Below are 13,236 nucleotides of genomic sequence, written 5' to 3'. Positions count from 1 at the left end.
TCATTTGGGCAGGCCTCATGCTGAATCACGAGTCCTTTACCAGAAGGCGCTGAACGGCCGCAGATACTTCAAACCTTCCTATATCCTGCGCAATCACCTGCAGGTTCTCAGCGACGTAGCGCGGATTGAGCCCGGCCATCGGTAACTCGATGTAGTACCCCAACAATGCATGCGGTGCGTTCAATGCTATCTGCACGTCCTGCCGCAATTGTCGTTCAAACCGCGCTACCGAATTGCGCTGGTCACCAACGGCAACCTCAATGATCGGCGGCAACTGACCTGTAATGTCAATGGCCCAGCCGCGAAGTGTCAACATCCCAAGCTTGTAGTCGATCTCATCGATGAAACCGCACCCACGTCCATTCCATCCTGATTTGCCCGGCTCCCCGCTACCAACACGCCTTCCGGCGACCAACGACATGTAGAACCCTTCCGCATTGCGGCTGGACTCCTCATCGGAAAGTGATGCCAGTGCAGGCCGCTCCCAATCCAGCACGACAGGAAGGAAGCCATGCCCATACAAGCAGCCCCTCACGAAAGCATGCTGAGCATCAGGCACATACATATCCAGCGCAAAGCTGCCTCCATCAGCACAATCCGCACAGGCTTTCAGCAGCTCTCCTCCCAGATCGTGCTCGAAAACAGAATGCAACGCAGCATCCAGGTGAAAAGGCGAGAAACCATCACTGACAATTGCCGCCAACCGCTCGGACACTTTGAGTTGCTTACCCGCAATCCGGCTCAGCAGATCGTCTCCGGAAACTACCGGAATACCCGCTGGCACGAACAGGTCGCGCGAAATCGTGCTCTTGCCATAGGCAGGCGGTTTCATCAGCAGATAACACAATGGACGGTGATGGCTAACCTGCAGCACATGCCTGCCGACGGGGTCACCGTCCTGATTGACACTCGGCCCCATCCACTTCCATGCATATTCGGCCAACACCTCGTGCACTTTTGGCATCGACGGAAAAAACCGCTGATCGATACCACGCGTAACCTTCATCCATTCACTGGACATCGAATGCGCAATACCGATTTCCAAGATCAATACGCCGTCCGAAGCAAGCCTCGACATCAAAAGATCGACGAGTGCTGCCTGGTCATCAGCGTAATGCAGCGCCGAAGCAAGCAGGATTACGTCAAATGGTCCTTCCGGCAGTGCATCCCAGCCACTGTGATGGAACTCGCAGCGCGGAAACCGCTGCCGTGCGCGCTCAATGAAGAGCGCCGAATGATCAATACCGACAACACGCTCGGCTCCCGAAAAATCAGCGAAGCCACAAAAGAAACCCTCGTTGCACCCCACGTCCAGAAAACGCTTTCCCTGCAGCGAGGGCAGGCGTAGCGCCTTGAGCTTATCAAGGCTGCGGGAATCTCCAGGAGCATTTGGGAACGATTGATATTGAGCCATCTTTTATGGTTTTTCCTTCATGAAAAATCAAAACAATTCAGGACCTGCGCTTCAATGTCCCAGTTTGGAAGTCACAGCAGGAGCCACGCGGAACGGTCCATCGAGCTGATCCATTGACGCCCCGCCGTAAAGGCCAAGCTCTCTCCCAAGGTCCGAAAGCGAACTAACACCCGGAATAGCCACTTTGGCAACAAAACCACACATCGGATCATGGAGCCCAAAATGGCGTTGTACGTCCACACGCGGGTAATGCTCGTATTCCGAAATAGGGTAGAGCGTACCGTTCACCTCCACCGCCAGCATCTGCGGCATGGCAATGAAGCCCTGCAACGCCCATCCCTTCAGGTGGAGCACACCATCGTGCAGTTCGACTTCATCGAGCGCTCCGGCAGTCTCGATACGCTCGCCGCCGCCATCGCTCGTGGCCTGCGCACGTTCAACCACGCCCTTGTAATTCATGAGCGCCTCATCAACCGAGCCGTCGAAGATAATCTCACCGCGCTCCAGCACCAACCCTCGATTGCATACGTCACGCAACAAGCCAAGGCTATGACTGGCCAGCACCACGATCTTGCTTCCGGCCACACGATTCAGCATGCGCTCCTTGGCCTTGGCCAGAAAATTGGCATCGCCGGTACCCACCCACTCATCCATCAACATGATGTCGTGCTGGATGGCGGTGGAGATCGCGAAACCCAGGCGCATGCGTTGGCCCGACGACAGTGTTCGCAGCCGATGCAGCGCCTTCTCCTGCAGCCCCGAGAACTCCAGAATCGGCTGCACCAATTCGCGGATCAAACTGGCCTTCATTCCCATCGCGGTGCCGCGCAGGTAGATGTTCTCCCTGACGGTGGCCTCATTGTTGAAACCCAGCGAGATGTTCAGCAATGCCTGACGCGTACCGTCAACGGTCAATGTCCCTGATGTAGGAACGTAGGCACCGTTGAGAACCCGCAACAACGTCGATTTGCCGGCGCCATTGAGCCCCAGCAGTGCAATACGATCGCCCTCGCGCGCTTCAAAACTGACCGAACGCAGGAGCGTACGGTTCTCGCGGCGCGGCGGATCCAATGCTGCCCCGAGCAATAGGCCCAGCCAACTCTGGTTTTCACGTTCACGCTGTAGATATACCGGCACGTCCAACGAGAGCTTGTCTGCCTTGAGTAAAATACCCATGTCCGCCTCCTTCATATCCACAGCGGTACGAAGCGCGCATAGCGCCGGTACAACAGCGCAGCCACGAGCCAGCCGATACCGGCCATGACTGCCATGACAATCAGCCCATTGGAATCCACTGCCTCACCCAGCAATGGGGCGCGAATGGCTTCGATGATGTGAAACAGGGGATTCACTCGCATCAACATGCCACGCAGGCTCTCCGCCGGCGCCTGATCTGCAAACCACACCACCGGGGTCAACAGAAACAGGAAGAGAAACGCATTATTGATGAACTGCTCGGTGTCCGGATATCTAGCGCCTAACAGCGCAAACACCACCGACAACCAGACCACATTGAGCAGCAGCAATGGCAAGGAGACGAACAGCATCAGCACGCCATCCAAGCGCACGTCCCCATAGAGGAACAACGCCAGAAGCACCAAGGGAATTGCCACTGCAGTGTAAAACAGCGCGCGCGCTACAACCCGCAAGACGAAATCCGTCAATCGCACCCGTCCATCCAGGATAAAACCCTGATTGGACGACAGTACGCCGGCCGAATCCGTGATGACTGTCGTGACCAATCGAAACACCGTAATCCCGACGGCAACATGCGCAGCAAAATGATTGAGCGGGGTGTTCTGCATGCTCGAAAAAAACGCTCCCAGCCCCCAGATGTAAAGTGCGGGCGGTACAAGCAGCCACACCATGCCCAATCGCGAGCGGCGATAATTGGTGACAACGGTCAACCATGTGGAGTACGCCCAGAAACCGGGTTCACGCAGACTTTCAACTAGGTGTTTGAACAGGTTCACTCATTCACCTTCAGTGCCTCTTCCAGGTCCGCCTTCAAATCAACCGCATCCTCCACACCCACACTCAACCGCACCAGCGCATCGCTGATGCCCAGCTGCTCGCGGCGTTCGACCGGAATGGACGCATGCGTCATCACCGCCGGATGGTTGACCAGACTTTCCACGCCGCCCAGTGATTCGGCCAGGGTGAACAGTTCGGTTTTTTCGCAGAAGCGCTTGGCCGCGGCGAAGCCGCCCTTGAGCACGATGGAGACGATGCCGCCGTAGCCGGCCATCTGCTTGCCCGCCAATGCATGCTGCGGGTGCGAAGCCAGGCCCGGGTAAATAACCTTTTCAACTGCCGGGTGCGTTTCCAGCCACTTGGCCAGTTCCATTGCATTGGCGCAATGCGCCTTCATCCGCAATGGCAGGGTCTTCAGGCCACGCAGCGCGAGAAAGCTGTCGAACGGGCCCTGTACGCCACCGATGGAGTTCTGCAGGAAGGCCATCTGCTCGGCCAGCTCGGCGTTGTCGCCGACCACGACCATGCCACCGACCATGTCCGAGTGACCGTTGAGGTACTTGGTGGCCGAATGCAGTACCAGATCCGCGCCGAGTTCCAGCGGGCGCTGCAACATCGGCGAGGCAAAGGTGTTGTCCACCACCACGATCAGGCCGTGGCGCTTGGCAACCGCGGCCACTGCAGCGATGTCCACGATCTTCAACATCGGGTTGGTGGGGGTTTCAATCCACACCATCTTCGTCTTCGGCGTGATCGCCGCTTCAAATGCAGCCAGGTCGGTCAGGTCGACGAAGCTGAAATCCAGCCCGGCGGTGCGGCGACGCACGCGTTCGAACAGGCGGAAGCTGCCGCCGTAGATATCGTCCATCGCCACGACGTGACTGCCAGCGTCCAGCAGCTCGATGACAGTGGAACTGGCCGCCATGCCCGAAGCAAAGGCGAATCCACGCGAACCCGCCTCCAACGACGCCACACAACGCTCATAGGCGAAGCGGGTCGGATTGTGGGTGCGCGAATACTCAAAACCCTGATGCTCGCCCGGGCTGGACTGTGCGTAGGTCGAGGTAGCGTAGATCGGCGGCATGACGGCGCCGGTGCTGGGGTCGGGCGATTGCCCGCCATGGATGGCCAAGGTGGCAAGCGACAAGCTGCGCTCGCCATCCTGGCTGCGTGAGTGCTGATCCGTCATAAGGGCTTCCAGCTAAAGGGGCAAAATTCTATCAGTCCGGGCTGAACCCAACCGGGTTGGCGCCCCTCGGGGCGCCACGGGAGAATCACTGAACCCTGCGACGCAGGTAGTTCAGCAGGTCGATGCGGGTGATCAAACCGAGAAACGCATCACCATCAGTGATGATGGCCACCTGGCCACGGTCGAACACCGGCAACAGGGCTTCGATCGGCGATTTGACGTCCAGCCGGTCCAGCTTGCTGACCATGGCTACCGACACCGGGTCGCGGAAGCGGGCTTCGTCGCCGTACACGTGCAGCAGCACGTCGCTTTCGTCGATGATGCCGACCAACTGGCTGCCTTCCATCACCGGCAACTGCGACACGTCATACAGCTTCATGCGCTGGTAGGCGGTGGTCAGCAGGTCGTTCGGGCCCACCACGACGGTGTCGCGCTGGCTGTACGGGCGCAGGATCAGGTCACGCAGGTCGCCGTACTGCGGGCGCTCCAGGAAGCCGTTGTCCAGCATCCAGTAATCGTTGTACATCTTGGACAGGTACTTGTTGCCGGTATCCGGCACCAGCACCAACACCTTCTTCGGCGTGGTCTGTTCCTGGCAGTACTTCAATGCCGCCGCCAGCAGGGTGCCGGTGGACGAGCCGCCAAGAATGCCCTCCTTGCCCAGCAGCTCGCGCGCGGTATGGAAGCTCTCGGCATCGCTGATGGCGTAAGCCTTCTTGACCCGGCTGAAATCGGAAATGCCCGGCAGGAAGTCCTCGCCGATGCCTTCCACCAGCCAGCTGCCGGACTTCTCGCTCACCGTGCCTTCGTTGATGTACTGGGTCAGGATCGAGCCCACCGGGTCGGCCAGCACCAGCTCGGTATTGGGCGAGAGCTTGGCGAAGGCACGCGACAGGCCAGTCATGGTGCCCGAGCTGCCGCAGCCAAAAACAATGGCGTCCAGGTCGCCGCCCATCTGTTCGATGATCTCCGGGCCGGTGCCGAATTCATGGGCAGCCGGGTTGTCCGGGTTGCCGAACTGGTTGATGAAATAGGCCCCCGGGGTCCGCTCGGCCACCGCCTGTGCCAGGTCCTGGTAGTACTCCGGGTGGCCCTTGGCCACGTCCGAGCGGGTCAGCACCACTTCGGCGCCCATGGCCTTGAGGTTGAAGATCTTCTCCCGGCTCATCTTGTCCGGCACCACCAGGGTCAGCTTGTACCCCTTCTGCTGTGCCACCAGCGCAAGGCCCAGGCCGGTATTGCCTGCCGTCCCCTCCACGAGCGTCGCACCGGGCTTGAGATCACCGCGCTTCTCGGCGGCCTCGATCATCGACAAGCCAATGCGATCCTTGATCGACCCGCCCGGGTTGGCACTTTCGAGCTTGAGGTACAGCTCGCATACGCCGGCATCTAGGCGCTGGGCCTTGACGATGGGCGTATTGCCAATGAGCTCGAGGACGGAGGAATGGATTGCCATGGTCAGATTCGGATCACGCCGCAAGGCGGCTGGACTACCGATTATCCGACGGATGCTGTCGAAAGTCAGGCAAGGACACCTTCTTACGACAGCGCAGATCTTCATCAATGCGCGCGTGGCTGCCGCAATGACGCGGACAATGACGGCCGACGAGGGGGCCGCCACCGTCCGCGACGGTAACTTTCAACGCGTGGGGAAGGTCTTAATTGATGCTGTTTTCATACATCCGCAGAAGTCGCTGCTTGGCCAGCAGTTTCTCCCGCTTCATCTGTCCCAGGGTGACATCGTCAATGGGAAGCACCCCCAACTGGGCATCCATGCATTTCTTGTTCAACTTCCGGTGCTGCTGGTACAGCAGCCTGAACTCGGGGTTGGCCTTCATCAAGGCGTCGATCTCACTCTGCGGCTGCCCTTCGAACATGACTGAACCTCCTTCATGCAGAAACAAGAACGCCCCGGCCGGATGGCACGGGGCGTTGCAGGATGGAGCGCCGGAACCGCGAACGACGGAACCCACCGGACACCTCCCGGCCAACCTGCCGGGAGCCTTCGGAAACTGGTTCGCGCCACTGTTGCACCGGCTCGGCCCTCCTCTGTCCGGATGGCGAATTTGCCACCCGGACAATTGACCCTACGCCTGCAAAAAGGTTCCGGCAAGTGCTGCCGACAGGCAATTTTCAGAAGTCGGCTTAAGGTCGCATTCAGTCCGCGAAAACAAACAAAAACATAACGGCATCAGCCATTTATGAACATCAAGGCGCAACGATGACTTCGGCAGAACGCGCACGGGTGGAGGCCGCCTTCTTACCGACCACCTGGACACGGGCCGCACTCACGCCCCCTGCCACCAGCGCATCCTTCAGCGCCTGCGCGCGTTGCTGGCCGACACCGTTGGCGCTGTCATACGCCTCGATGGTCACGCGCCCCTTCTTGCCGATGTTCAGGTACTCGGACAGCGCCTTGGCCTGGTTGCCCGCGCCCGCGGACAGGCTGGCCTGGCCGGCGGCAAACGCATCCCCGGTAAAGGTGAATACCTCGCCGCGGCTGTTGAACTTCGATGCCGGCAGCCGTTGCCCGGAAACCAGCTCGGCTTCTTCGCGGGCCAGCTTGGCCGCATTCTGCTGGGCTGCGCTCAGGCGCTGCTGCTGGCGGCCGGCCACGCTGGTGAGTGCATTCTCCGCATCCTGGCGCGCCAGGGTTTCGGCCTCAGCCGCCAGGCGCAGGCGCTCGGCCTCTTCGGCCTGGATCTGCGACTGCATGCGCAGGCGCTCGGCCTCCTGACGGGCCCGGGCCACCTCACGGCGGCTGGCTTCAATGAGCAGCTCGCTGCGGGTCCGCTCCAACTGGTCAACCTCACGCCCGGCCACGGCGGTGCGTGCGGCCGTCTCGGCGATGGTGACCCGGCGTTCGGCCAGATACCGCGCATGGTCCAGGTCCCGGCGTTTTGCCTTGGCCAAGGCCGCAATCGCCTGCTGCGCCTGCAATTTCTCGAACGAGGCCGCATCGGCGGTCTGCATGTCCGCCTGCAACGCGACCAAGCGCTGGTTGAGCAGCGCCACCGCCGGATCTTCAGCGGCCACGGCCACCAGTGGCAGCGCCAGCAGGCCTGCCATCACCATGTTCCTGACCCGCATCAGCGGCCCTCCCCTGTCGCCAACTGGCGTTGCAACTGTTCTACCTCGGCGCGGCGCTGGGCCAACTGGGCCTGCGCGACGGATTCTTCGCTCTGCGCACGGGCCAGGTCGGCATCGGCCGCAGCACGCTGGGCCAGCAAAGGCGCCTGCTTGCGCTGGCTGCGGTCAGCAGCGGCGCGCTGGGCCTGCTCCAGCTGCTGGCGGGCCATCGCCATCATGTCGGGGGCGTACTGGTCGGCGTCGGCGCGGTCGGCACGCTCCACGGCCTGCTGCGCGGCGAGCAGGTCGGCGGCACCTGGATCCTGCGCAAAAGCGCTACCAGACAGCGCTGTTGCGCACGCCGTCACATACAGGAGACGTCGTAATTGTGCGAAGCTTGCTTTCATTGGGGAGGCCGTTGCCTGAGTGACTGAGCGCGGCCATTGTGGTCAAGGCCATGGCGTGCTTGCAACGGCAAGCGGCCGTCTGTTGGGGAAATATTGAATATGGATATCGGCTACTTCCTGAAGCTGATGACCGAAAAGAACGCTTCGGACATGTTTTTGACCACCGGAGCGCCGGTCTACATCAAGATCGAGGGCAAGCTGTATCCGCTGGGGAGTACCGGCCTGCCACCGGGGATGGTCAAGAAGATTGCCTACTCGTTGATGGACGAGGGTCAGGTGCCGCAGTTCGAGCGTGACCTGGAGCTCAACATGGCCATCGCGCTGACCGATGCCGGGCGCTTCCGCGTCAACGTGTTCAAGCAGCGCGGCGAAGTGGGCATGGTGATCCGTGCGATCAAGAGCCACATCCCGAGCATCGAGGAACTGCACCTGCCGCAGGTGCTCAAGGACGTCATCATGACTCCGCGCGGCCTGGTGCTGGTGGTGGGCTCGACCGGCTCGGGCAAGTCCACCTCGCTGGCGTCGATGATCGATCACCGCAACAGCACGTCGACCGGGCACATCCTCACCATCGAGGACCCGATCGAGTTCCTGCACAAGCACAAGATGTCCATCGTCAACCAGCGTGAAGTCGGCCTGGACACGCATGCGTTCCACAACGCATTGAAGAACGCGATGCGTGAGGCGCCGGACGTGATCCTGATCGGCGAGATCCTGGATGCCGAAACCATGGAGGCCGCCATCGCCTTCGCCGAAACCGGCCACCTGTGCCTGGCGACACTGCACTCCAACAACGCCGACCAGACCATCGAGCGCATCCTCAACTTCTTCCCGGAAAGCGCGCACAAGAACGTGCTGATGAACCTGTCGCTGAACCTGCGCGCGGTGATCTCCCAGCGCTTGGTCAAGGGTGTGGATGGCCGACGCCGCCCGGCCAGCGAAGTACTGATCAACACGCCGATGATCCGCGACCTGCTGCGCCGTGGCGAAGTCCACGCGATCAAGCAGGCAATGGAAGAGTCACTGGAAGAAGGCATGCAGAGCTTCGACCAGTGCCTGTTCCGCATGGTCAAGGAAGGCCTCATCGAGCAGGAAGAAGCGCTGCGTGCAGCCGATTCGCGCGACGGCCTCGCCCTGAAGTTCCGCCTGTCGGAAGGCTCCAGCGGTGAGCATGATCCGTATGGCGACTTCTCCACGGCGACGCCGGCAACGATCAGCCACGGGTTCTGAGGAAGCGGGGATTTCGAGAGGCGGGGATTGGGGATTGGCAAAAGCCGGCATCGTGCGGCGCGGCCACGATTCCCCAGTTCCTGCGTGGGCTGGGATTTTGATTCCAACCTGCGCTGCTGATTTCCCGGCTCCCACTGATGGCGCGCGAAGCGCCCTCATCCCAACCCTTCTCCCGTGAACGGGAGAAGGGTTGAAGCGGCAGCACTGCAGCCTTCAGCTTCTACGAATCCCCAATCCCGATTCCCCAATCCCCGCTTCAAATAGCATCCGGCTGGTTTTCCGGCCGTGCGGCGTCGAAAGCCGGCAGGGCCAGGCAGGCTTCTTCGATCCGGCTCAGAGTCGGGTACGGGTTGAGGTCCAAGTGGAAGCGGCGCGCGTTGTAGAGCTGCGGTATCAGGCAGCAATCGGCCAGGCCCGGCTCGGCACCATGACAGAAACGGCCGGTATCGAAGGAACCCACCAGCATGGTTTCCAGCGCAGCGAAACCCGTGCGCATCCAATGCAGGATCCACTCGTCGCGCTCGGGCTGGGGCACGTTCCACTCATGATCGAAGAACTGCAGCACACGCAGGTTGTTGAGCGGATGGATATCGCAGGCCACCTGCTGGGCCAATGCGCGTACGCGCGCACGGCCACCGGCGTCGGCAGGCAGCAACGGCGACTGCGGGTACACCTCTTCCAGGTATTCGAGAATGGCCAGTGACTGGGTCAGCACGCGCTCGCCGTGGCGCAGGGTTGGCACCAGCTCCTGCGGGTTCAGCGCGGCGTAGTCGGGCGCATGCTGCTGGCCGCCGTCGCGCACCAGGTGCACCGGCACGATGCCGTAGTCCAGCCCCTTGAGGTTCAGGCCGATCCGCACGCGATAGGCCGCGCTGGAGCGCCAATAGCTATAGAGTTTCAGACCATCGTCCATGGAGGGAACTTCTCCTGTCGCCTGGGCGACACAGTAACCCGTGGCGGTGAGGGTTCCTTCACCATCGGTCAGACAAGCACACCGCCAGTCGGATGAAAGGGACGCGCTGGTTCACCCGCCGGGAACCGCGGCGGCCTATTCGTGCTGCACGGTGTGCTGCACGGTGCAGCCGCCAGCACGACGACGGGGCGCCATCAACGCCCCGCCATTGCTCACACCCGGTACGGCCGCGGCACCTGATTCAGGGCCGCGAAGCCTGCTCGATACGCTGCTCGATGGAACCAAAGATGCTGTTGCCTTCACGGTCGAGCATCTCGATCCGCACCACATCGCCGAAGCTCATGAACGGCGTGGACGGCTTGCCATCACGCAGGGCTTCGACTGTCCGTTGCTCGGCGAAGCACGAAGCACCCAGCGAGGTGTCCTCATTGGCGATGGTGCCGGAGCCGACGATGGCGCCGGCCGACAGCGGGCGGGTCTTGGCCGCATGCGCGACCAGTTGGGCGAAATCGAACTGCATGTCCACGCCCGCTTCCGGCGCGCCGAACCATTTGTCGTTGATGTGGGTCACCAGCGGCAGGTGGACCTTGCTGCCCCGCCAGGCGGCGCCCAGTTCATCCGGGGTCACGAACACCGGGCTCAGCGCCGAGCGCGGCTTGGACTGCAGGAAGCCAAAGCCCTTGGCCAGCTCGCCGGGGATCAGGTTGCGCAGGCTGACGTCGTTGACCAGGCCCACCAGCTGGATGTGGCCGGCAGCCTGCTCCGGCGTGACCGCCATCGGCACATCGTCGGTGATGACCACGATCTCGGCTTCCAGGTCGATGCCGTAGTCCTCGCTGATCACCTTCACGGCATCGCGCGGGCCGTAGAAGCCGGCACTGGTGGCCTGGTACATCAGCGGGTCGGTGTAGAAGCTCTCCGGCACCTCGGCACCACGCGCCTTGCGCACGCGCGCCACGTGCGGCAGGTAAGCGCTGCCGTCGACGAACTCGTAGGCGCGCGGCAGCGGTGCGGCCAGCGCTTCCATCTCCAGTTCAAATTCGCCATCGACACTGCCGCCATTGAGTTGCTCGGACAGTGCATTCAGGCGCGGCGCCAGATTGGACCAGTCCTCCAGCGCCTGCTGCAGGGTGGCGGCAATGCCAGCGGCCCGCACGGCGCGGGTCAGGTCACGGGAAACCACGATCAGGGTGCCGTCGCGGCCGCCTTCCTTCAGGGAACCAAGCTTCATGGGAACGTCCAGTCTGCAGAAGAAACAAGTTTCAATTGTAATGAATATGCCGGCCGCCACCAGCTCCCTGACGGGAATGCTGAACGGGCGTTTTTGTGCCAATCCGGACAATCCCCTAGACTAGCGCGGTCTGCCAGCGGCCGTCCGTTTCCCTCAGGGACCGCCGGCGGTGCAGGACACTGGCCATCAGGTCTGTCCGCCCGCCCGCCCCCACTCCGACGCCTATCGTCACGCATTCCAACCAGCGCACCGCTCTGGTTGCATCCAGATCTTGCAGCGCGGTTTACGGGAACGCTCCGAGATCAGCAGGCCTTCAATGGCCTGCAACGTACGCCCACCGGGCGCGCGTTATTCATGTTCCGGAGTACTCCATGTCGTTTGGAAACCTGGGCCTTGCGCCCTTCCTGCTGCGCGCGCTCGCCGAGCAGGGCTACGAAAACCCGACCCCGATCCAGGAGCAGGCCATTCCGCTGGCACTGGACGGCCACGACCTGCTGGCGGGCGCGCAGACCGGCACCGGCAAAACCGCTGCCTTCGGCCTGCCGCTGCTGCAGCACCTGGGCACCGCGCCGCAGAGCGTGGGCAATGGCCCGCGCAAGCCGCGCGCGCTGATCCTGGCCCCCACCCGCGAACTGGCCACCCAGGTGCATGACAGCCTGCGTGGCTACAGCAAGTACCTGCGCATCCCCAGCGCCTGCATCTACGGCGGTGTCGGCATGGGCAACCAGCTGGACGTGCTGCGCCGTGGCGTGGACCTGCTGGTGGCCTGCCCGGGCCGCCTGATCGACCACCTGGAGCGTCGCAGCGTCGACCTGTCGGGCATCGAGATCCTGGTGCTGGACGAAGCCGACCGCATGCTCGACATGGGCTTTTTGCCGTCGATCAAGCGCATCCTGGCCAAGCTGCCGCGCCAGAACCGCCAGACCCTGCTGTTCTCGGCCACCTTCGAGGAGAGCATCAAGCAGCTGGCGCTGGAGTTCATGCACAACCCCAAGCAGATCCAGGTGACGCCGCAGAACACCGTGGCCGAAACCATCACCCACCGCGTGCACCCGGTCGATGGCGGCCGCAAGCGCGAACTGCTGCTGCACCTGCTGGCACAGGATTCGCGCGTGCAGACGCTGGTGTTCGGCCGCACCAAGCATGGCTGCGACAAGCTGGCCACGTTCCTGGAGAAGTCCGGCATCAAGACCGCCGCCATCCACGGCAACAAGAGCCAGGGCCAGCGCCTGCGTGCGCTGGGTGACTTCAAGGCCGGCCGCGTGACCGTGCTGGTGGCCACCGACATCGCCGCGCGCGGCATCGACATCAACGAGCTGCCCAAGGTCATCAACTACGACCTGCCGATGGTGCCGGAAGACTATGTGCACCGTATCGGCCGCACCGGCCGCAACGGCTCCACCGGCGAGGCGATCTCGCTGGTAGCGCAGGACGAGGCCAAGCTGCTGCGCCAGATCGTGCGCCTGCTCGACCGCGACATGGACATCCGTGACGTGCCGGGCTTTGAACCGCAGACCCCGATCCGCTGGGGCAACAGCGCCCCGGGCAAGGCCGAACAGCCCGGCGGCCAGCGTGCGCCGCGCCGTGGCAATGGCGGGCATGGTCCGCGCCGTTCCAATGGCGATGCACCGCGTGGTGGCCGGGGCGGTCAGGCACAGAAGCCGGGCGGCCAGCGCAATGGCGGCGGCAACAACGGTCAGCAGCGCCGTGACAGCCATCCGGGCGGCGGCCAGCGCCGTGGCGGTGGCGGTCGGGGCCAGAGCCGTACCATGGCCTGATGCCGGCGCCTGGCTGACACGCATTGCAACG

The 13,236-nt window shown here is 62.4% G+C and carries 12 protein-coding genes; 2 read left to right on the top strand and 10 right to left on the bottom strand.

What is annotated here, in order from left to right; all coding sequences use genetic code 11:
* Positions 1-25 precede the first annotated feature (25 nt).
* The 8 genes from ACVOLO_RS09805 to ACVOLO_RS09770 form a co-directional block, all read right to left on the bottom strand.
* Positions 26-1,414 carry a class I SAM-dependent methyltransferase gene (locus tag ACVOLO_RS09805; protein WP_481570075.1) on the bottom strand — a complete coding sequence of 463 codons (1,389 nt, stop codon included), beginning with the start codon at positions 1,412-1,414 and terminating at the stop codon, positions 26-28.
* A gap of 51 nt (positions 1,415-1,465) precedes the next feature.
* On the bottom strand, positions 1,466-2,590 hold the full coding sequence (locus tag ACVOLO_RS09800; protein ID WP_481570074.1) for an ABC transporter ATP-binding protein: 1,125 nt from the start codon (positions 2,588-2,590) through the stop codon (positions 1,466-1,468).
* An 11-nt stretch (positions 2,591-2,601) separates the two neighbouring features.
* On the bottom strand, positions 2,602-3,387 hold the full coding sequence (locus ACVOLO_RS09795; protein ID WP_481570073.1) for an ABC transporter permease: 786 nt from the start codon (positions 3,385-3,387) through the stop codon (positions 2,602-2,604).
* Entirely contained in the window at positions 3,384-4,577 is a 1,194-nt protein-coding gene (locus tag ACVOLO_RS09790; RefSeq protein WP_481570072.1) for a cystathionine gamma-synthase, read from the bottom strand. The genes ACVOLO_RS09795 and ACVOLO_RS09790 overlap by 4 nt, the downstream gene beginning before the upstream one ends.
* Positions 4,578-4,662: 85 nt before the next feature.
* The gene (locus ACVOLO_RS09785) at positions 4,663-6,033 is read right to left on the bottom strand and encodes a pyridoxal-phosphate dependent enzyme (RefSeq protein WP_481570071.1); all 1,371 of its coding nucleotides are present in this window, start codon (positions 6,031-6,033) and stop codon (positions 4,663-4,665) included.
* A 202-nt stretch (positions 6,034-6,235) separates the two neighbouring features.
* Positions 6,236-6,454, bottom strand: a complete 219-nt coding sequence (locus ACVOLO_RS09780; RefSeq protein ID WP_481570070.1) for an HP1242/YdcH family protein — start codon at positions 6,452-6,454, stop codon at positions 6,236-6,238.
* A 331-nt stretch (positions 6,455-6,785) separates the two neighbouring features.
* Positions 6,786-7,667, bottom strand: coding sequence for an OmpA family protein (locus tag ACVOLO_RS09775; RefSeq protein ID WP_481570069.1), 882 nt, complete (start codon positions 7,665-7,667; stop codon positions 6,786-6,788).
* Positions 7,667-8,053, bottom strand: coding sequence for a DUF4398 domain-containing protein (locus ACVOLO_RS09770; protein ID WP_481570068.1), 387 nt, complete (start codon positions 8,051-8,053; stop codon positions 7,667-7,669). Before ACVOLO_RS09770 ends, ACVOLO_RS09775 begins: the two co-directional genes overlap by 1 nt.
* 99 nt (positions 8,054-8,152) lie before the next feature.
* On the opposite strand from ACVOLO_RS09770, the gene ACVOLO_RS09765 reads away from it, so the two are divergent.
* Positions 8,153-9,283 carry a PilT/PilU family type 4a pilus ATPase gene (locus ACVOLO_RS09765; RefSeq protein ID WP_481570067.1) on the top strand — a complete coding sequence of 377 codons (1,131 nt, stop codon included), beginning with the start codon at positions 8,153-8,155 and terminating at the stop codon, positions 9,281-9,283.
* Positions 9,284-9,539: 256 nt separating this feature from the next.
* On the opposite strand, the gene maiA is transcribed toward ACVOLO_RS09765, so the two are convergent.
* Entirely contained in the window at positions 9,540-10,196 is a 657-nt protein-coding gene (gene maiA / locus ACVOLO_RS09760) for a maleylacetoacetate isomerase (protein ID WP_481570066.1), read from the bottom strand.
* Positions 10,197-10,437: 241 nt separating this feature from the next.
* A complete protein-coding gene (locus ACVOLO_RS09755; protein ID WP_481570065.1) occupies positions 10,438-11,427 on the bottom strand; it encodes a fumarylacetoacetate hydrolase family protein in 990 nt (329 codons plus the stop codon).
* A 371-nt stretch (positions 11,428-11,798) separates the two neighbouring features.
* On the opposite strand from ACVOLO_RS09755, the gene ACVOLO_RS09750 reads away from it, so the two are divergent.
* On the top strand, positions 11,799-13,205 hold the full coding sequence (locus ACVOLO_RS09750) for a DEAD/DEAH box helicase (protein ID WP_481570064.1): 1,407 nt from the start codon (positions 11,799-11,801) through the stop codon (positions 13,203-13,205).
* The last annotated feature ends 31 nt before the right edge of the window (positions 13,206-13,236 follow it).

It is taken from the genome of Stenotrophomonas sp. STEN056 (assembly GCF_056759635.1).
This window is presented reverse-complemented; position numbering and strand designations above follow the sequence as displayed.